Genomic DNA, 18835 nt, shown 5'->3' with positions numbered 1-18835 from the left:
CTCCGTTAGGATCAGTGTTTTGCGTAAAGGTTGCTGGGTCATGAAAATCGTATCGTTCAACATCAACGGCCTTCGTGCCCGGCCGCACCAGCTGGCGGCGTTGATCGAAAAACATCGCCCAGACGTCATTGGCTTGCAGGAAACCAAGGTAGCGGACGAGCAGTTCCCCTTGGGCGATGTCGAGGCTCTGGGCTATCACGTCCATTACCATGGGCAAAAGGGTCATTATGGGGTGGCCCTGCTTTCACTCAAGCCGCCTCTGAGCGTGCAAAAGGGTTTTCACAGCGATGAGGATGACGCCCAGCGGCGGTTTATCCTGGCCCAGTATGAAGATCAGCATGGGCAACCGGTCACCGTCATGAACGGGTATTTTCCGCAAGGCGAAAGCCGCGATCACCCCACCAAGTTCCCCGGCAAGCAACGGTTTTACTCAGACCTGCAGCAACTGCTGGATACCCAGCACAATCAGGCCCAGCCACTGGTGGTGATGGGCGACCTGAACATTTCGCCGGAAGACACCGATATCGGCATCGGTACCGACAGCATCAAGCGCTGGTTACGGGCCGGAAAATGCAGCTTCCTGCCAGAAGAGCGGGAATGGTTGAGCCGCCTCAAGGGCTGGGGCCTGGTTGATACCTGGCGGCATTTGCACCCTGAGGTCAACGACGTGTTTAGCTGGTTCGATTACCGCAGCCGAGGCTTCGAGGACACACCCAAGCGCGGGCTGCGTATCGACTTGATCCTGGCCTCTACCGGCTTGCTGCCTAGGGTGCAAGCGGCGGGCATCGACTATGAATTGCGGGGGATGGAAAAGCCCTCGGACCATGCGCCGATCTGGTTGCAGCTAGGTTGAGCACTGTCATGGGACGGTAACCTAACTGTCTTAATCTGCGGGCCATTGATAGAGGGTCCGCCATGTTGTCAATCAAGGCTCGCCATTTGCTCTGCGCCTGCTGGGCCGTGCTTGCGATAGGGTCTTGCCTCGCGGCCGAGCCACTGACCGTGCTGCGCGTTCAAGGCTCGAACACCATCGGCTCGCGCTTGCTACCGGCCTTGGTACAGGGTGTGTTCGAAGCCCGTGGCCTGGGTAATGTTCAGCGGCAAGCCGTTGGCGAAAACGAATGGGTGGTCACCGCGGTTTTGCCATCCGGCGATCGAGTACAGGCCAGGCTTAGCGCCCATGGGACCGCTACCGGCTTCGCCGCCCTCGCGGCAGGCTCGGCAGACCTGGCGGCCGCATCGCGGCCTATCAATGAACAAGAGCGCGCGCGCGTATATGTGGCGGCTAATTCCGCTCAACAGGGTACCGAACAGGTCATCGGCATCGATGGCGTAGCGGTGATCGTCAATCGGAACAACCCCCTGCGCAGCCTGGATGCCGAACAACTCGCTGCCGTATTCGCTGGCGCCATCACCCGTTGGGAAGAGCTGGGCGTGGGGCTGGGGCCTGTTCACCTGTATGCCCGGGACAATCGTTCCGGCACCTGGGAAACCTTTCGTGACCTGGTACTGGCGCCTCGGGCGCTCACCCTGGCCGAAGGCGCTCGGCGGCTGGAATCCAGCGAAGCCTTGAGTAGCGCCGTTAGCAGCGACCCTCAGGCCATTGGCTTTATCGGCCTGCCGTACGTATTGCAAAGCCGTGCCCTGGCGATTGGCGAAGCCGAAGGTCGGGCTCTGTCTCCCACCGCTGATAACGTCGCCACCGAGGACTATCTGCTGTCCAGGCGGCTATATTTGTACAGCGCTCCAGGTGCGATCAATCCGTGGGCCGCCGCCCTGCTGGAGTTCTCACAAAGTACCGCCGGCCAGCGGCTCGTCGCGAGCGAGGGCTTCGTTGCCCAGCAGGTGCATTCGGTGCCGGTGCAACCCAGCGCGGGCATGCCCAAAGCCTACCTCGACCTGGCTCGCGACAGTCGACGGCTAACCCTGAACTTTCGCTTTACAGGCGCCAGTGCCAGCCTGGATAGCAAAGCCCTGGCGGATGTGGATCGGCTGGCCAACTACCTGCGCGGGCGCCCCGCCGAGCGTGAGCATCTGGTATTGGTAGGCTTTGGCGACGCCAAGAGCGAGCCTGGCCGGGCACTGCTGCTGTCCCGCCTGCGCGCGATGACCGTGCGCCGCGAATTGGCCAAGCGGGGAATAGCGCCCAGCGCCGTGCTGGGGCTGGGGGCTCAACTGCCCGTGGCCAGCAATACTACCGAGGGCGGCCGCCTACGCAATTGCCGGGTTGAGGTCTGGATTCAAACGGGTGTGCGGTAACGCGCCAGCTCGTAGCTGGCCACGGCAGCGCGGTGGACTTCGTCCGGCCCATCGGCGAGGCGCAGACTGCGCTGCATGGCGTACATGTAGGCCAGCGGCGTATCGCTACTGACCCCCGCGGCGCCATACAGCTGTATGGCGCGGTCGATGACCCGCAGCGCAACATTCGGCGCGATCACTTTGATCTGGGCGATCTCGCTGCGGGCCCCTTTATTGCCTTGGGTATCCATCATATAAGCGGCGCGCAGGGTCAAAAGCCTGGCCATTTCGATCTCCATGCGCGAATCGGCGATCAGGTCGCAATTACCCCCGAGGTAGGCTAATGGCTTGTTAAAGGCTTGCCGCTCCAAGGCTCGCTGGCAGGCCAAGGCCAGGGCCCGCTCCGCCATGCCGATCGAGCGCATGCAATGATGAATACGGCCAGGTCCCAGCCGCCCCTGGGCGATTTCAAAACCCCGGCCAGGGCCGAGTATCACGTTATCCAACGGCACGCGAACGTCCTCGAACGTCACTTCGGCATGGCCGTGGGGCGCGTCGTCGTAACCGAACACCGTCAAGGGCCTCACTACCTTTACCCCTGGCCAATCCATGGGCACCAGCACCATGGAATGTTGGCAATGGCGGGGAGCGTCGGGGTTGGTGAGCCCCATGAAGATAATCACCTCGCAGCGAGGGTCGCAGGCACCAGAGGTCCACCACTTACGGCCGTTGAGCACCCACTGCTGGCCTTGTTGGACGGCGGTGGCTTGCATATTGGTCGCGTCCGAAGACGCCACCCCGGGCTCGGTCATGGCGAAGGCCGAGCGTATCTTGCCCTCCAGCAATGGCTCCAACCAGCGCTTCTTCTGAGCAGGGGTACCGTAACGCACCAGCACTTCCATGTTGCCCGTGTCTGGGGCCGAGCAATTGAAGGGCTCTGCCCCAAGCACGGATTGGCCCATCAATTCCGCCAGGGGGGCGTAATCCAGGTTGCTCAGGCCAGCGCCGTATTCGGAATCAGGCAAGAAGAGGTTCCATAGCCCCTCGGCTCTGGCCAAACGCTTGAGTTCTTCCATGGTGCCTGTGGCATGCCAGCGGCCCTTTGAAGCCAGCTCTTGGGTAAATCGAGCCTCGGCAGGAAACACAGCAGCATGCATAAACGCACCAATGCGTGCGCGTAGTACTTCAACCTGAGGCGGATAGGCGAAATCCATGGGACGTTTCACGCTCCGGAAAGGCCGGGCGGCCTAGTGCGCCGAGAGTAGAAGAGATAGCAGGTATTTTTCGAGTCTATTATCCTTCTGTATAAACATTCATAAGCTCTATACGTTTTCAGTTAACAATGACGAGTACATCGCCCATGAATCTGAGCAAAGTCGACCTTAACCTCTTCGTTGTTTTCGATGCGATCTATACCGAAGCCAACCTCACCCGCGCGGGGCAGATCGTGGGCATTACCCAACCCGCGGTGTCCAATGCCCTGGCGCGCCTGCGCGAAACCTTCAACGACCCGTTGTTCGTACGCACCGCGCAGGGCATGGTACCTACGCCCATGGCTCAGAACATCATAGGGCCGGTACGCAACGCGCTGGCGTTGCTGAGGGTGTCCGTCCAGGAAAGCCATGTATTCAACCCCGCTCAAGCTGTCAAAACCTTCCGCATCAGCATGAGTGATCTGGTAGAAGCGCTGCTGCTGCCACCGTTGTTGCGACGCCTTCGCCATCAGGCACCCGCGGTTACCATCGAGAGCTATTTGTGCAAACGGCGTGAAACCACCAAGGAGCTGGCGGCCGGCCGCCTGGACTTTGCCGTGGACGCCCCGCTCAATACCGACCCCCAGGTGCGTCACGTGAAACTGATGGAAGACCGCTATGTGTGCGCCATGCGCCAAGGGCATCCACTGCAAGGGGCTTCGCTGACACTGGACGCCTACCTGGCCCAAGCGCACATTCATATCTCCAGCCGTCGCAACGGCCTTGGCGAGGTCGATCTGGCCCTTGGGAAAATGGGCTTGCAGCGAAAGATCACCCTGCGCTCCCAGCACTACATGATGGCCTCTCAGGTATTGCAACAGACCGACATGATGATCACGGTGCCCGAGCACTTCGCCCGGCGTCATGGACTGCCGTTCAGCCCCTTGCCGATACCGGAGGTCAGCAAGGTTGAGTCTCACCTGTATTGGCACGAGAGCACCGACCAGGACCCGGCCAACACGTGGATGCGCGAACAAATCATCGAATTATGCACAGTGATCGCCGAGCTTGAGGGCGCCAGGCCAACACACGCTTCACCTATGTGAAGAAAGTGTTACCCCAATACCACGGCTACACACCGAAACGGGTAACCGCGAAACACTTTGTTGACGAAAAGAGTCAGTGCTTCTTCTTCTGACCTCGCAAGTAATTGATTTATATAGTTTTTTAAAAATTGGCACGGCATCTGCTATCTAGATCAGCATAAGAACAAAAAAAACCATGCACTCCCTAATAACAACAATACGAACGGCTCTGACATAACAAGAACAACCACGGCAGAGGCGAAGCCAACAGATTTTTTTGAAGAAGGTGCGTTTTCCAGGGCATTGCCCGCAACCGAGCTTATAAAAATAAAACTGCCCCGAGGCAGCAAGTGACCGGTTGGACCTGTAGGTGAAGATGAATCAGCGTTCAAAAAAATACGTTTGCTCTTGGCCCCGAATGGGGGCTGGATACGCGCGCGGGCTGCTACCAAAAACAATAACAGGTAGCCTGAAAACAATAAGAAGAGCAAATGCAAAACACCTAGAGGGGAGCTTCGGCTCCCCTTGTGCATTCAGGCCAAAGCCAATATCGCGCGCACCACCACCCCCTTGATACACCAGTTGCCGTCCCAGGCCATTACCGGCCAGGTGGGATTGAGCGCTCGCAGGTAGCGCTGCCCACCCTCCTCGACCAACTCTCTGAATACGGCCTGTTGCTGCCCTGGCACGCTGACAATGACCAGGCTTCCCGCCAAGACTTCGGCCCGAGGGTCCACCAAGATAAGGGCGCCTGCGGGAACACTGCGGCCAAAGGGCGCGCTCATGCTTTCCCCCTCTACCCTTAACCAAAAGGCCGGGCCACAGGCGTGGTAGTCCGAGAGGTGCATGGTGCCGGTACTGTGCCGAGCGATAGAGGGATGATCATCTGCCGCGGCGCCCCACTTCAGTAGCGGGTAGCTGTAGCCCGGGCCATTGACGGCCCATTCAGTGCCCGGGGCCGATGGTGCGAAGCCATAGGCCGAACGCTGCTCATTCACGCGCAGGATCTGCACCACTTCCATATCGACTTCGCCCAATTCACGCAATACCTCGTTCATGGTGTCCAGGTCGGGGCGTCGGCGCCCACTGAGCCAGTGGTTTAGCGCGCCTTGGGAGCGGCCGATACGTTCTGCCAGCTGCTCTTGTGTCAGCCGCCGTTCGCGCATCTTTTGTTTGACGAGTTCTATCCAAGTGTCCATGGGGCGTACCTTACCGGCGCGATGGCCGAGGACCATACATACCGCGTAATAGATTAGGCCGTCAGCGACTACGCGCTGTAATTATACTACGGCCTGAACCACTATTGAGCGACACCGCAAGGACCTGCCATGACCCCGCCCGCACACGCCTCTTGGAACTTACCTTTCCACCCCAGTGCCCATCTGGATATCAACCAGGCACTGACCCATGCCGATGCCTTACTCCGCTGTGCATGCGCGGTGGCTTACGAAAGCGCGGATCAGCAAACAGGCGAAGCCCGTCATCTTGCCTTGACGGTCGTACACTTGGTTGGCATGGCTCGCAGCCTTGTCATACATGGGCTTGAAAGCGATACCTTGAACCCAGGCGGCGAAGTGGCCAAGGCTGATGGCTAATTGGCCTGCAGGCAGGCATTTGTGCTACTAAGGTGTACACTTTGGTTTTGTTCGAAAGCGAATTTTCCATGTCTGTATTGTCATCTGCTGTCGAGATTACCGCTGACTTCGATACCGGAAACATTCAGGTACTTGATGCCAGCGATTCGTCCCTTGTCCGCTTGGCCATCCGGCCAGATACCCACAGCCAGCACTTCCAATGGTTTCACTTCAAGGCCTCGGGCTTGCCCCAGGGCCAACAGTGCGCATTCACGTTGGAAAACGCAGGCAGTTCATCCTACCCACGTGCCTGGGAGGGCTATAACGCCGTTGCCTCCTACGACGGTAGTGACTGGTTCAGGGTACCCAGTACATTCGATGGTCAAACCCTGCGGTTCGAGTTGGTCGTGGAGCACCCGGAGGTGTCCTTCGCCTATTTCGAACCCTATCGCCAAGCCCGTCATCTTGCCTTGTTGGCCCGGGCCAAGGCTACCGCCGGGGTCGAGATAGTGGCCGAAGGCAAAAGCCTTGAAGGCCGACCCCTACCGCTTTATCGCGCTGGCAGGGGCGATTCGCGCAAGCGCAAGGTTTGGGTTATTGCCCAGCAGCACCCTGGCGAACACATGGCCGAATGGTTTATGGAGGGGTTGGTGGAGGCGCTGGAGCGTAATGAGCCCTGGACGCAGGCGCTGCTGGAACAGGCAGAGCTGTATTTCGTGCTCAACATGAATCCGGACGGCGCCTTCCATGGTCACTTGCGTACCAATGCGGCCGGCAGGGACCTCAACCGCGCTTGGAAAGATGCAACCGAGATGGACGCCCCTGAGGTGCATTTCGTGCTGGGCCAGATGGACACCTATGGAGTGGATGCGCTGATCGACGCCCATGGCGACGAAGAAATACCTTACGTATTCACCGCCGCGTGCGAAGGCAATCCAGGCTACACGCCACGTATCGCGAAACTGGAGGCCACCTTCCGCCAGGCGCTCTGTGAGCAAACCCAGGACTTTCAACAGCAGCACGGCTATGTTCGCGACGAGCCTGGCCAAGCCAATATGACGTTGGCATGCAACGCCGTGGGTCAGCGCTTTGACTGCCTGTCGCTCACCCTGGAAATGCCCTTCAAGGACCACTTGAACGCCCCCGACCCTAGGGCGGGGTGGTCTGGCGCCCGTTCCGCCCGCTTGGCCCAGGACCTGCTCAAAGTCATCGGGACGATGGCTCAGCAGCTCCGGTAAAGGCTATACCCCCTCCCTGGGCCGGCAGAGAGGGAATAAGCTTGGGCCCCAGGCGTCTAGCACGGTCACCTAAGGACAGTGTTGCCTCATGCCCAACCTCAACGATGAACTGCGCGAATTGCTGCCCCGGCTGCGGCGGTTCGCTCTGTCGCTCACCCGAGACACCAGCAACGCTGACGATCTGGTGCAAGCCACCTTGGAACGCGCCTTTGCTCGCTGGGGGAGTAAGCGCGCCGAGGGTGATCTGCGGGCCTGGTTGTTTGCCATCCTGTATCGGCGCTTCGTCGATGGCCATCGCAGCGCACGCCGCTATGCGCGCATGCTGGAGCTATTCAGTGGCAGAGAAGAGGCGTTACCTTCGGCTGAACGTACGGTAGTCGCTCAGGCCGCGCTGGGGGCGTTCGATCAACTCAAGCCCGAACAACGCGCCTTATTGTTCGCCGTGACTGTCGAGGGCCTTAGTTACCAGCAGGCCGCCGACATGTTGGGCTTGCCCATTGGCACGGTAATGTCGAGGCTTTCCCGTGCCCGCAAGGCGCTTCATGAATTAACCGAAGGCGAAATCAAGCCCCCTCCCGTGCGGATATTCAAACGATGACCCTCCCCCCGAGTGAACAGGACCTCCACGCCTACGTAGACGAGCGCCTGCCGCTGGAAGAACACCAGCGTCTGCAGGCCTGGCTGGTGAGCCACCCCGACACGGCCGCCCAGGTGCGCGCCTGGCAGCGCGAGGCACAGCAATTACGCGCTGCCTGGAGTGGCGCCTTGCAGCTAGACGAGAACCCGCGCCTCGATCCACTGGTGGTACGCCACGCGTTGCGCGCACGTAGAGCCAAACGTTTGGCCCAGGCCGCAGCCTTGGTAGTGGCGGTGGGGATTGGTGCCGTTGGGGGTTGGCAGGCCCGCGGGCCGGAGCAGCCCATGGTAGCCGCCTCCGCCCCCATGACCGATGCGCTGGAGGCTTATCGGATGTTCGCGGTGCAAGGGATGCTGCCTGCCGATTACAGCCCCGGCAGCGCGGACGCGTTGCAGGCATGGCTGGACCGGTATTTCAGCAGCGCACAACGGTTGCCGGACCTGACCGCCGCAGGTTTGCGCCCCCGAGGCGCGCGCTTGCTTACCACTGAGCAAGGCCCGGCAGCCATGGTCATTTACGAAGGGGCCAATGGCCAAAGGGCGAGCTTCTATGTGCGCCCGCCCGGCCCAGGCTATCGCTTACTGCCCCGAGGCAGCCGGCGCGATGGTGAACTGCAGGCAGACTACTGGTCCGACCCCTCCTACAACTATGCCATGGTCAGCGCGGTGGGCTTTGCGGGTCGAAACGTGCTCGAACGCGCCATGGGCGAAGGCATTTAACAGACGCGCCCCGCAGGCCAAGGCCAGGGCTGTGTATACTCCGCCTTTTTCGGCAAGCGGGGCCCCGTGGATACGCTAGAGAAACTTCGAGCTGGCGAGCTGGCCGGTGCTACTCGGCTTGATTTGCACAACCTGGGCCTGACCCAGGTACCCCAGGAGGTGTTCACCCTCGCGAACTCTCTGGAGGTGCTTAACCTAAGCGGCAATCAGCTAACCTCGCTGCCCGATGAGCTGCCCAGGCTGCACCGGCTCAAAGTGCTGTTTTGCTCAAACAATCCTTTTGAAGAATTGCCGAAGGTATTAGGTAGCTGCCCGGCGCTTGAAATGATTGGGTTCAAGGCCTGCCAGATCGCCAGGGTCCCGGCCGAAGCACTGCCTCCTCGGTTACGCTGGCTGATTCTGACCGACAACCATATTAGAGAGCTTCCCGATCATTTCGAACGCTTTCCTCGCTTGCAGAAACTGATGTTGGCAGGCAATCGCCTAAGCCACTTGCCGCCCAGTTTGGGCCAGTGCCATGAGCTGGAATTGTTGAGGCTGGCCAGCAATGAACTGCAAGGGCTACCTTCCTTACTGTTCTCGCTGCCTAAACTGGCGTGGCTGGCCTATGCGGGTAACCCCTGCTGTTGTTCACCCAAGGCGCAAGTACCGCTCACCCAGAGCATTGCCTGGCACGCCCTTACCCTCAAACAGAAGCTAGGGGAAGGTGCCTCCGGCGTGGTGTACCAGGCTGCCATGGGCAACGCGCTCGTAGCGGTCAAGGTATTCAAGGGTATGCGCACCAGTGATGGGCTACCGGCCGATGAGATAGCGGCCTGCTTGCAAGCCGGTCATCATCCCAACTTGGTACCTATGCGTGGGCAGCTTACGGAACATCCAGAGGCTTTGCCTGGCTTGGTGATGGACTTGATAAGCCCGGCCTATCACATGCTTGCGGGCCCGCCCACCCTAAACAGCTGCACCCGTGACGACTATTGCAGTGATGCAAGCTTTAGCCCCAGCCAGGCCCATTCCCTATTGCTCGGCGTTGCCCAGGCCGCCGTGCATTTGCACCAGCACGGCGTGATGCACGGCGACCTCTATGGCCATAACCTTATGGTGCGCGGCGACGGGCATGCCCTGCTGGGAGATTTTGGTGCCGCCAGCCGTTACCTGCCGGACAACGGCGCGATGGCCAGTGCCCTGCAAGGCATCGAAGTACGGGCTTTTGGGATTCTTCTGGCTGAAGTGCTGTTGCGGTGCCAAACACCACCTGCGGGCTGGCAGGCGCTCGGTGAGGCTTGCCAGCAACCTAACGTGGCCGCGCGGCCACGCTTTGCAGAGGTGGTAGCCGCTTTAGGCTGAAATCAACCCGCCAGGCCTACGTACACATTCTGTACGTCGTCATGGCCGTCAATAGCATCCAAAAAGGCTTCAACGTCGGCCAGTTGAGTTTCGTCCGACAGGGTAACCGGGTTCTTGGGCACATAGCCAATCTTGGCGGAAAGTACGTTGAACCCTTGATCGGGCAGGGCTTTTTGTACCGAGTCCAGGTCTTCGGGGGCGGTCAGGAATAGGGTCGCGCCCTCTTCCGCGGGCTCGCAGTCTTCGGCGCCCGCTTCGATGGCGGCCTCTTCAGCGTCCAGGCCCTCTTTGATAGGCGCCGCCTCGATCATGCCGCAGTGCTTGAAATCCCAGGACACCGACCCCTCGGCCCCCAACTGGCCCTTGCGGAACAGCACGCGGATCTCGGCAACGGTACGTTTGACGTTGTCCGTCAGGCACTCGACGATTACGGGTACTTGGTGCGGCGCGAAGCCTTCGTATTTCACCAGGGTGTAGTTCACCACCTCGCCGCTCAAGCCCGCGCCTTTTGCGATTGCACGCTCCAGGGTTTCACGGGTCATGGAGGCTTTTTTTGCCTGCTCCACCGCCAGGCGCAGGCGGGGGTTCATATCGGGGTCGGCACCGTTGCGGGCCGCAATTTGAATTTCCTTGGCCAGCTTGCCGAAAATCCGCCCTTTGGCGTTAGCCGCTGCTTCTCTGTGTTTAGCTTTCCACTGTGCGCCCATGGCTATTCTCTTTTTTCCGCTTGCTCATACGCAGGCCAATCGGCCCGCCGGTGGCGGCCAGTTTATACGATTGGCTTTGCTTAAAAAAACAAAGGCCACCCGAAGGTGGCCCTTGTTACTGCTTGGCGTGAATTACTTCACGGCCCAACCAGTCAGCTCAGCCAGGGCTTTGCCGATGTCTGCCAAGGAACGCACGGTTTTTACACCAGCGTCCTGCAGGGCGGCGAACTTCTCGTCCGCGGTGCCTTTACCGCCAGAGATGATCGCGCCTGCATGGCCCATACGCTTGCCGGGCGGCGCGGTCACGCCAGCGATGTAAGACACCACCGGCTTGGTGACATTGGCCTTGATGTAGGCTGCGGCTTCTTCTTCAGCGGAACCGCCAATCTCACCGATCATTACGATCGCTTCGGTCTTTGGGTCTTCCTGGAACAGCTTCAGGATGTCGATGAAGGTAGAACCTGGGATCGGGTCACCGCCGATGCCCACGCAGGTGGACTGGCCGAAACCGGCATCGGTGGTTTGCTTGACTGCTTCGTAGGTCAAGGTGCCGGAACGCGACACGATGCCGACCTTGCCTGGCAAGTGGATGTGACCGGGCATGATGCCGATCTTGCACTCGCCAGGGGTGATCACGCCAGGGCAGTTAGGGCCGATCAGGCGTACGCCCAGCTCGTCACATTTAACCTTCGCGTCCAGCATGTCCAGGGTAGGAATGCCTTCGGTGATGCAGACGATCAGCTTGATGCCAGCGAAGGCCGCTTCAAGGATCGAGTCCTTGCAGAAGGGTGCTGGAACGTAGATGACCGAAGCTTCGGCGCCGGTTGCTTCTACCGCTTCCTTGACCGTGTTGAACACGGGCAGGTTCAGGTGGGTGGTGCCACCCTTGCCTGGGGTCACGCCGCCAACCATCTTGGTGCCGTAGGCGATGGCCTGTTCGGAGTGGAAGGTACCCTGGGAGCCGGTGAAGCCCTGGCAGATGACCTTGGTGTCTTTATTGATCAGGACGCTCATTACTTGCCCTCCGCGGCTTTGACGACTTGTTGCGCAGCGTCGGTCAGGCTGGTAGCCGCGATAATGTTCAAACCACTTTCTGCGAGCACTTTGGCACCCAGTTCAGCGTTGTTGCCTTCCAGGCGAACAACCACGGGGATTTTGACGCCCACTTCCTTCACCGCGCCGATGATGCCTTCGGCAATCATGTCGCAACGAACGATACCACCGAAGATGTTGACCAGTACGGCCGCGACGTTGGAGTCGGACAGGATGATCTTGAACGCTTCGGTCACACGTTCTTTGGTCGCGCCGCCACCTACGTCGAGGAAGTTGGCTGGCTTGCCGCCGTGCAGGTTGACGATGTCCATGGTACCCATGGCCAGGCCGGCACCGTTGACCATGCAGCCGATGTTGCCTTCCAGAGCAACGTAGTTCAGTTCGAACTTGGCGGCGTGGGCTTCACGGGGGTCGTCCTGGGACGGGTCATGGAACGTCTTGAGCTTAGGCTGACGGTACATGGCGTTGGCATCGATGTTGATCTTGGCATCCAGGCAATGCAGGTCGCCGTCAGCCTTGATCACCAGCGGGTTCACTTCCAGCAGGGCCAGGTCATGGTCCTGGAACAGCTTGGCCAAGCCGGTGAAGATCTTGGCGAATTGTGCAACTTGCTTGCCTTCCAGGCCCAACTGGAACGCCAGGTCACGGCCTTGGAAGGGCTGAGCGCCGACCAGTGGATCAATAGTGGCCTTGAGGATTTTCTCTGGGGTGTCGTGGGCGATCTTTTCGATGTCCACGCCACCTTCGGTGGACGCCATGAATACGATGCGACGGCTGGAGCGGTCCACTACAGCGCCCAGGTACAGTTCCTTGGCGATGTCGGTGCACGACTCGACCAGGATCTTGGTCACTGGCTGACCATTGGCATCAGTTTGATAAGTGACCAGGCGCTTGCCCAACCACTGGGCCGCGAACGCCTTGGCGTCTTCGCGGCTCTTGACCAGCTTTACGCCGCCCGCCTTGCCACGGCCACCGGCGTGGACCTGAGCCTTGACGACCCATTCGGTGCCGCCAATCTTGTCGCACGCTTCTGCGGCGGCTTCTGGGGAATCTACCGCAAAGCCTTTGGATACCGGCAGGCCGTACTCAGCAAACAGCTGCTTACCCTGATACTCGTGAAGGTTCATGCTTATTACCGTCTTCGTTAAGTACTGCGCTATCGGCGCTGCGCTCATGGGAGTGCCGCGCCACCTGTGACTGCTACTCCAGGCAACTGCCCATTGACCCTTTCGTAGGACGATCGGCGGGCTGGTCACCTAAAGGTCGAGTCCAACGTGCGTTCCGCGGCAAGCCTGCTAGAGGCGAACGACGGGCAGCACGCTGTGGTTTCTTGTTGTTAACGCTTCTTGCGGTTGGCAATGTGGATGGCGCCGCCATTCACCGCCAGGGCTGCTTCATGCAGCGCCTCGGACAGCGTTGGGTGCGAGAACACCATCATGCCCAGGTCCTCGGCGCTGGTGCCGAATTCCATGCCGATCGCGCCTTGCTGTACCAGCTCGGCGGCGCTTGGGCCAATCACATGAACACCCAGCACGCGGTCGGTCTTGGCATCTGCAATCACCTTGACGAAACCACCGGTGTCGTTGGCGGCCATGGCGCGGCCACTGGCTGCGAACGGGAACGTACCCACGTTCACCTCAACGCCTTCGGCCTTGAGGGTTTGCTCGGTTTTACCTACCCACGCGATTTCCGGGTGGGTGTAGATCACCGAAGGAATCAGGTCGTAGCTCATGGTGGCCTTGTGGCCTTTAATGCGCTCCACGACCATGATGCCCTCTTCCGAGGCCTTGTGCGCCAGCATCAGGCCGCGCACCACGTCACCGATGGCATAGACGCCTGGAACGCTGGTCGCGCAGTAGTCGTCGACGAAGATAAAGCCACGTTCGTCGATGTCCACGCCGCTGTCCGAGGCCAGCAGATCAGTAGTCACCGGGCGGCGGCCCACTGCTACGATCAGCTTGTCGAAGACGATTTTCTGTTCGCCATTGGCATCGGTGTAGGTGACTTCAACTTCTTCGCCATTAACCTTGGAGCCGGTTACCCGAGCGCCAAGGCGAATGTTCAGGCCCTGTTTGGTCAGGGTTTTGAAGGCTTCCTTGGACACGGCTTCGTCAGCGGCCGGGAGGAATTTCTCCAGGGCTTCGAGCACGGTCACTTCGGCACCCAAGCGGGCCCAGACCGAACCCAGTTCCAGGCCGATCACGCCAGCGCCGATCACGCCCAGGCGCTTGGGAACGCTCTGGAATTCCAGAGCACCGGTGGAATCCACGATGACCTTCTGGTCAACCGGGGCGGGCGGAATGTCGATTGGGCGCGAGCCGGAAGCCAGGATTACGTTATCGGCCTCGACCAGCTCGACGTTGCCATCCTTGCCGGTGACTTCTACTTTCCTGCCAGCCAGTAGCTTACCGTGGCCTTCGAGCAGGGTTACGCCGTTGGCCTTGAACAGGGTAGCCACGCCAGAGGTGAGGTTCTTCACGATCTGGGCTTTGCGACCGACCATGGCCGGAACGTCCATGGTCATGCCAGCGTGGTTGATACCGTGGGCCTTGAAGCCATGCTCGGCTTCATGGAATTTCCACGAGCTGTCCAGCAGGGCCTTGGACGGGATGCAACCTACGTTCAGGCAGGTGCCGCCCAGGGCGGTCTTGCCCTCTTCGCTCTGGTATTTCTCGATGCAAGCGGTTTTCAGACCAAGCTGAGCCGCCTTGATGGCTGCTACATAGCCGCCAGGGCCAGCACCGATCACAACGACGTCGAATTTCTGAGTCATAAGAATTCCTTAGCTACAAGCCTTGAGCAACAAGCTACAAGCTACAAGCTACAAGTCAATGCGGGTAGGAGGCCCGATCATGTGGGTTGACCTACTACTATCCAACTTGCCGCTTGCAGCTTATGGCTTGAAGCTCGCAGCCGGGGCTGCGATTAGATGTCGAGGAGCAGACGAGCCGGATCTTCGAGCAGGTTCTTGATGGTGACCAGGAAGGTTACCGCTTCCTTGCCATCGATCAAACGGTGATCGTAAGACAACGCCAGGTACATCATCGGGCGAATCACCACCTGACCGTTGACGGCCATGGGCCGTTGAAGAATGTTGTGCATGCCCAGGATCGCGGCCTGCGGTGGGTTGACGATCGGGGTCGACATCATCGAACCGAAGGTACCACCGTTGGTGATGGTGAAGGTGCCGCCGGTCATCTCTTCGATGGACAGCTTACCGTCGCGAGCCTTCTTGCCGAAGGTAGCGATGCCGTTCTCGATCTCGGCCAGGCTCATCTGCTCGGCGTTACGTAGTACCGGTACCACCAGCCCACGGTCGCTGGACACCGCAACACCTACGTCCGCATAGCCGTGGTACACGATATCCGAACCGTCGATGGACGCGTTCACCGCTGGGAAGCGCTTGAGCGCCTCGGTGGCAGCCTTGACGAAGAACGACATGAAGCCCAGGCGCACGCCGTTATGGCTCTTCTCGAACAAGTCCTTGTACTTCGAGCGCAGGGCCATGACTTCGGTCATATCCACTTCGTTGAAAGTGGTTAGCATGGCCATGTTGGACTGTGCTTCGACCAAACGCTCGGCGACCTTGGCGCGCAGGCGCGTCATGGGCACGCGCTTCTCGACGCGGTCACCGCTGGCGGTGATCGGGGCGGCAGGGCTGGCGGGCTTGGATGCCGGAGCCTGAGCAGGAGCGTTTTTCTTCGCTTCCACCGCCGCGACTACATCTTCCTTAGTGATGCGGCCGTCTTTGCCGGTGCCTTTGATGCTATTGAGCGCGATGCCATTTTCTTCGGCAAGCTTGCGGGCAGCCGGGCCACCCATGGCGTCGTCGTCGGCGCTTGCAGGCGCGGCGGCAGCGGCGGCAACGGTCGCTTCGGCGCTCGCGGGCGCAGCGGCCGGTACCGCGGCTGGCGCGGCACCGCCTGCTTCGATCGAGCCAAGTAGCTCATCGGAAAGCACGGTGTCGCCTTCATTCTTGACGATAGCGCCCAACACGCCATCAGCGGTAGCCAGCACCTCCAGCACAACCTTGTCGGTTTCGATGTCGACGATCAGTTCGTCGCGCTTAACGGCGTCGCCCGGCTTCTTGTGCCAGGTAGCAACGGTACCGTCAGCGACCGATTCCGGGAAAGTGGGGGCTTTGATCTCGATAGCCATTATCAGTGGTTCCTTAATTCGGTTTCAGTACGCGTTGGCGTTAAACGGTAAAGGCATCACGCAAGAGCTTTTCCTGCTGCTCGGCGTGCATCGAGGCGTAACCCACGGCAGGCGCGGCTGAAGCTTCGCGGCCCGCGTACTCCAATACCAGCGACTTGTTGTGGTTACCGATGATGCGACGCATGTGATGCTGGCTGCTGTACCAGGCCCCCTGGTTCATGGGCTCTTCCTGACACCACACCACGTTTTGCAGGTTGGTGTAGGGCGCGAGGATGTCGCCAAGGTCCGTGTCCGGGAACGGATACAGCTGTTCCAGGCGCAGAATGATGGTGTCTTCCCGGCCTTCGGCACGGCGTTTTTCCAGCAGGTCGTAGTACACCTTGCCGCTGCACAGCACCAATCGGGTCACCTTGGCCGGATCGAGGTTGTCCACCTCTGGAATCACGGTCTGGAAGGAGCCTTCGGAAAGGTCCTCGAGGGTTGAGACCGCCAGCTTGTGGCGCAGCAACGACTTGGGCGTAAGCACGATCAAAGGCTTGCGAAGTGGGCGAATCACCTGCCGACGCAGCAAATGGTAGATCTGCGCGGGAGTGGTAGGCACGCATACCTGGATGTTGTGCTCGGCGCACAGCTGCAGGTAACGCTCCAGACGCGCGGAGGAATGCTCCGGCCCCTGCCCTTCGTAGCCATGAGGCAATAGCATGGTCAGGGCACAGAGCCGGCCCCATTTGTTCTCGCCGCTGGTAATGAACTGATCGATCACCACCTGGGCGCCGTTGGCGAAGTCGCCGAACTGCGCTTCCCAGATCACCAATGAATTGGGCGAAGTGGTGGCATAGCCGTACTCGAATGCCAGTACCGCTTCCTCGGACAGCAAGGAGTCGTACAGCTCGAAGCTTGGCTGGCCGGCGAACAGGTTACGCATCGGCACGTAGCTGGTGGCGTCTTTCTGGTTGTGCAATACCGCATGACGGTGGGAGAACGTCCCACGGCCAATGTCCTGCCCGGTCATGCGCACCGGATGGCCTTCGAACAACAGGGTGGCGTAGGCCATGGTTTCGGCATAACCCCAGTTGATTGGCAAGCCGCCGGCCTGCATCTTCTGGCGATCTTCGTAGATCTTCGCCACTTGCCGTTGCACGACCAGGCCTTCGGGCACTTGCAGCAACTTGGCAGACAGCTCTTGAAGCGTCTTGAGGTCGAAGCGGGTGTCGTGGCGGGCGGTCCAGGCATGGCCCAGGTAAGGGCGCCAGTCCACGAACAGCTCTTTGTTGGGTTCCTTGACCAGACTTTTGACCACATGCAGGCCGTTGTCCAGCGCGCTGCGGTATTCATCCACCTGGGCTTGGACCACGTCGTTGCTCAAGGCGCCGCTCTGGATCAGGCGTTCGGCATACAGCTCACGGGTAGTGCGCTGCTTGGCGATCTGCTGGTACATCAACGGCTGAGTGCCGCTAGGCTCGTCGGCTTCGTTGTGACCACGGCGGCGGTAGCACACCAGGTCGATCACCACGTCGCGCTTGTACTGCATGCGATAGTCGATAGCCAGCTGGGTCACGAACAGAACCGCTTCCGGGTCATCGCCATTCACGTGCAGGATGGGCGCCTGGACCATCTTGGCAACGTCGGTGCAGTACTCGGTGGAGCGAGCGTCCTGCGCGTTGCTGATGGTAAAGCCCACTTGGTTGTTGATCACGATGTGCACGGTGCCGCCGGTCTTGAACCCACGGGTTTGCGACATCTGGAAGGTTTCCAGCACCACGCCCTGGCCCGCGAAGGCCGCGTCACCGTGGATAGACACGGGCACGACTTTATCGCCGTTAGGATCGTTGCGGCGGTCCTGGCGGGCGCGTACCGAACCTTCCACCACCGGGGAGACGATCTCCAGGTGAGAAGGGTTGAACGCCAGTGCCAGGTGAACTTCGCCACCGGAGGTCATGACGTTGGAGGAGAAGCCTTGGTGATACTTAACGTCACCGGACCCGAGCTCAACCTTCTTCTTGCCTTCGAACTCGTCGAACAGGTCGCGAGGATTCTTGCCGAAGGTATTGACCAGCACGTTCAAGCGGCCACGGTGGGCCATGCCGATTACCAACTCCTTGGTACCGTAGGAACCTGAACGCTGAATGATCTCGTCGAGCATGGGGATAAGGCTCTCACCCCCCTCGAGCCCAAAGCGCTTGGTGCCTGGGTATTTGGTGCCCAGGTACTTCTCCAGGCCCTCGGCCGCCGTCACGCGCTCAAGCACATGGCTTTGTACCTCGGGGGAATAGACCGGGCGCCCGCGTACGCTTTCGAGGCGCTGCTGGAACCACGCGCGCTGCTCGGAATCGACGATGTGGGTGAACTCCGCGCCGATGGTGCGGCAATATGTCAGCTGTAACGCTTCTTGAATCTCGCGTAGGCTCGCTTCTTCCTTGCCGATGAACAGGTCGCCGGTACGGAAGGTCGTGTCAAGATCGGCATTGGTCAAGCCGTAATGATTGATCGACAGGTCTGCCGGAGTGGGCCGCTTCCATAAGCCCAGCGGGTCTAGCTGGGCCGCTTGGTGGCCCTGCATCCGGTAGGCGTGGATCATGCGCAACACTTCAACTTGCTTCTTCTCGTGCTCGCTGCTCACGCTCCCGGCGGAAACCGGCTGGGCGCGGCGTTGGTTCTTCGCCAACAGAACGAAATGATCGCGGACGGTCGAGTGCGAAACATCGGGGGCGGTGCTGCCTTCGGCGGGCAACTTCTGGAAGTAGGTGCGCCACTCTTCTGGCACAGCGTTAGGGTCGTGCAGGTAAAGCTCATAGAGCTCTTCCACATAGGCAGCGTTACCACCTGAAAGGTGGGCGCTTTCCCACATGCGCTGCATCACGCTTTCTTGCATGCTTGGTCACCCTCGGT

The 18835-nt window shown here is 60.0% G+C and carries 16 protein-coding genes; 8 read left to right on the top strand and 8 right to left on the bottom strand.

Annotated features, from left to right (window positions below):
• Positions 1-40: 40 nt before the first annotated feature.
• Both xthA and ACWKV4_RS05830 read left to right on the top strand, forming a co-directional pair.
• The gene (gene xthA / locus ACWKV4_RS05835) at positions 41-853 is read left to right on the top strand and encodes an exodeoxyribonuclease III (RefSeq protein ID WP_483830631.1); all 813 of its coding nucleotides are present in this window, start codon (positions 41-43) and stop codon (positions 851-853) included.
• A 62-nt stretch (positions 854-915) separates the two neighbouring features.
• On the top strand, positions 916-2259 hold the full coding sequence (locus ACWKV4_RS05830) for a phosphate ABC transporter substrate-binding/OmpA family protein (protein ID WP_483830632.1): 1344 nt from the start codon (positions 916-918) through the stop codon (positions 2257-2259).
• Here ACWKV4_RS05830 and ACWKV4_RS05825 read toward each other — a convergent pair.
• Positions 2241-3452 carry an acyl-CoA dehydrogenase family protein gene (locus tag ACWKV4_RS05825; protein ID WP_483830633.1) on the bottom strand — a complete coding sequence of 404 codons (1212 nt, stop codon included), beginning with the start codon at positions 3450-3452 and terminating at the stop codon, positions 2241-2243. The two genes, ACWKV4_RS05830 and ACWKV4_RS05825, sit on opposite strands and share 19 nt — an antisense overlap.
• A 146-nt stretch (positions 3453-3598) precedes the next feature.
• Here ACWKV4_RS05825 and ACWKV4_RS05820 point away from each other — a divergent pair, with 146 nt between their 5' ends.
• Positions 3599-4537, top strand: a complete 939-nt coding sequence (locus tag ACWKV4_RS05820) for a LysR family transcriptional regulator (RefSeq protein WP_483830634.1) — start codon at positions 3599-3601, stop codon at positions 4535-4537.
• Positions 4538-5049: 512 nt separating this feature from the next.
• Here ACWKV4_RS05820 and ACWKV4_RS05815 read toward each other — a convergent pair.
• The gene (locus ACWKV4_RS05815) at positions 5050-5715 is read right to left on the bottom strand and encodes a LexA family protein (protein ID WP_483830635.1); all 666 of its coding nucleotides are present in this window, start codon (positions 5713-5715) and stop codon (positions 5050-5052) included.
• Between the two features lie 129 nt (positions 5716-5844).
• Here ACWKV4_RS05815 and ACWKV4_RS05810 point away from each other — a divergent pair, with 129 nt between their 5' ends.
• The 5 genes from ACWKV4_RS05810 to ACWKV4_RS05790 all read left to right on the top strand — a co-directional run bounded on the left by ACWKV4_RS05810 (position 5845) and on the right by ACWKV4_RS05790 (position 10028).
• A complete protein-coding gene (locus ACWKV4_RS05810; RefSeq protein WP_483830636.1) occupies positions 5845-6111 on the top strand; it encodes a DUF6124 family protein in 267 nt (88 codons plus the stop codon).
• Positions 6112-6179: 68 nt separating this feature from the next.
• Positions 6180-7328, top strand: coding sequence for a M14 family metallopeptidase (locus ACWKV4_RS05805; protein ID WP_483830637.1), 1149 nt, complete (start codon positions 6180-6182; stop codon positions 7326-7328).
• Positions 7329-7416: 88 nt separating this feature from the next.
• Entirely contained in the window at positions 7417-7926 is a 510-nt protein-coding gene (locus ACWKV4_RS05800) for a sigma-70 family RNA polymerase sigma factor (protein WP_483830638.1), read from the top strand.
• Positions 7923-8684 carry an anti-sigma factor family protein gene (locus tag ACWKV4_RS05795; RefSeq protein ID WP_483830639.1) on the top strand — a complete coding sequence of 254 codons (762 nt, stop codon included), beginning with the start codon at positions 7923-7925 and terminating at the stop codon, positions 8682-8684. The genes ACWKV4_RS05800 and ACWKV4_RS05795 overlap by 4 nt, the downstream gene beginning before the upstream one ends.
• Before the next feature lie 66 nt (positions 8685-8750).
• Positions 8751-10028 carry a leucine-rich repeat-containing protein kinase family protein gene (locus tag ACWKV4_RS05790; RefSeq protein WP_483830640.1) on the top strand — a complete coding sequence of 426 codons (1278 nt, stop codon included), beginning with the start codon at positions 8751-8753 and terminating at the stop codon, positions 10026-10028.
• A 2-nt stretch (positions 10029-10030) separates the two neighbouring features.
• On the opposite strand, the gene ACWKV4_RS05785 is transcribed toward ACWKV4_RS05790, so the two are convergent.
• From ACWKV4_RS05785 to ACWKV4_RS05760, 6 genes are all read right to left on the bottom strand, one after another.
• Positions 10031-10735, bottom strand: a complete 705-nt coding sequence (locus ACWKV4_RS05785) for a YebC/PmpR family DNA-binding transcriptional regulator (protein WP_483830641.1) — start codon at positions 10733-10735, stop codon at positions 10031-10033.
• A 132-nt stretch (positions 10736-10867) separates the two neighbouring features.
• The gene (sucD, locus tag ACWKV4_RS05780) at positions 10868-11749 is read right to left on the bottom strand and encodes a succinate--CoA ligase subunit alpha (RefSeq protein WP_483830642.1); all 882 of its coding nucleotides are present in this window, start codon (positions 11747-11749) and stop codon (positions 10868-10870) included.
• Positions 11749-12915: an ADP-forming succinate--CoA ligase subunit beta gene (sucC, locus tag ACWKV4_RS05775; RefSeq protein ID WP_483830643.1), complete on the bottom strand. Its 1167-nt coding sequence runs from the start codon at positions 12913-12915 to the stop codon at positions 11749-11751. Before sucC ends, sucD begins: the two co-directional genes overlap by 1 nt.
• A 209-nt stretch (positions 12916-13124) precedes the next feature.
• Positions 13125-14561, bottom strand: a complete 1437-nt coding sequence (lpdA, locus tag ACWKV4_RS05770) for a dihydrolipoyl dehydrogenase (protein ID WP_483830644.1) — start codon at positions 14559-14561, stop codon at positions 13125-13127.
• 152 nt (positions 14562-14713) lie between these two features.
• The gene (odhB, locus tag ACWKV4_RS05765) at positions 14714-15946 is read right to left on the bottom strand and encodes a 2-oxoglutarate dehydrogenase complex dihydrolipoyllysine-residue succinyltransferase (protein WP_483830645.1); all 1233 of its coding nucleotides are present in this window, start codon (positions 15944-15946) and stop codon (positions 14714-14716) included.
• 40 nt (positions 15947-15986) lie between these two features.
• A complete protein-coding gene (locus ACWKV4_RS05760) occupies positions 15987-18818 on the bottom strand; it encodes a 2-oxoglutarate dehydrogenase E1 component (RefSeq protein WP_483830646.1) in 2832 nt (943 codons plus the stop codon).
• Positions 18819-18835: the final 17 nt, after the last annotated feature.

The organism is Pseudomonas artemisiae (genome assembly GCF_057128685.1).
Note: the sequence above shows the minus strand (reverse complement) of the source record. Positions and strands in the feature narration are given on the sequence as shown.

What these genes read in the sequence shown, in the direction of transcription:
- ACWKV4_RS05800 (WP_483830638.1), top strand. Translation starts at nt 7,417, where the DNA reads ATGCCCAACCTCAACGATGAACTGCGCGAATTGCTGCCCCGGCTGCGG.
- ACWKV4_RS05815 (WP_483830635.1), bottom strand. Translation starts at nt 5,715, where the DNA reads ATGGACACTTGGATAGAACTCGTCAAACAAAAGATGCGCGAACGGCGG.
- odhB (WP_483830645.1), bottom strand. Translation starts at nt 15,946, where the DNA reads ATGGCTATCGAGATCAAAGCCCCCACTTTCCCGGAATCGGTCGCTGAC.
- ACWKV4_RS05825 (WP_483830633.1), bottom strand. Translation starts at nt 3,452, where the DNA reads ATGGATTTCGCCTATCCGCCTCAGGTTGAAGTACTACGCGCACGCATT.
- xthA (WP_483830631.1), top strand. Translation starts at nt 41, where the DNA reads ATGAAAATCGTATCGTTCAACATCAACGGCCTTCGTGCCCGGCCGCAC.
- sucC (WP_483830643.1), bottom strand. Translation starts at nt 12,915, where the DNA reads ATGAACCTTCACGAGTATCAGGGTAAGCAGCTGTTTGCTGAGTACGGC.
- sucD (WP_483830642.1), bottom strand. Translation starts at nt 11,749, where the DNA reads ATGAGCGTCCTGATCAATAAAGACACCAAGGTCATCTGCCAGGGCTTC.
- ACWKV4_RS05820 (WP_483830634.1), top strand. Translation starts at nt 3,599, where the DNA reads ATGAATCTGAGCAAAGTCGACCTTAACCTCTTCGTTGTTTTCGATGCG.
- ACWKV4_RS05805 (WP_483830637.1), top strand. Translation starts at nt 6,180, where the DNA reads ATGTCTGTATTGTCATCTGCTGTCGAGATTACCGCTGACTTCGATACC.
- ACWKV4_RS05795 (WP_483830639.1), top strand. Translation starts at nt 7,923, where the DNA reads ATGACCCTCCCCCCGAGTGAACAGGACCTCCACGCCTACGTAGACGAG.
- ACWKV4_RS05760 (WP_483830646.1), bottom strand. Translation starts at nt 18,818, where the DNA reads ATGCAAGAAAGCGTGATGCAGCGCATGTGGGAAAGCGCCCACCTTTCA.
- ACWKV4_RS05810 (WP_483830636.1), top strand. Translation starts at nt 5,845, where the DNA reads ATGACCCCGCCCGCACACGCCTCTTGGAACTTACCTTTCCACCCCAGT.
- lpdA (WP_483830644.1), bottom strand. Translation starts at nt 14,561, where the DNA reads ATGACTCAGAAATTCGACGTCGTTGTGATCGGTGCTGGCCCTGGCGGC.
- ACWKV4_RS05830 (WP_483830632.1), top strand. Translation starts at nt 916, where the DNA reads ATGTTGTCAATCAAGGCTCGCCATTTGCTCTGCGCCTGCTGGGCCGTG.
- ACWKV4_RS05785 (WP_483830641.1), bottom strand. Translation starts at nt 10,735, where the DNA reads ATGGGCGCACAGTGGAAAGCTAAACACAGAGAAGCAGCGGCTAACGCC.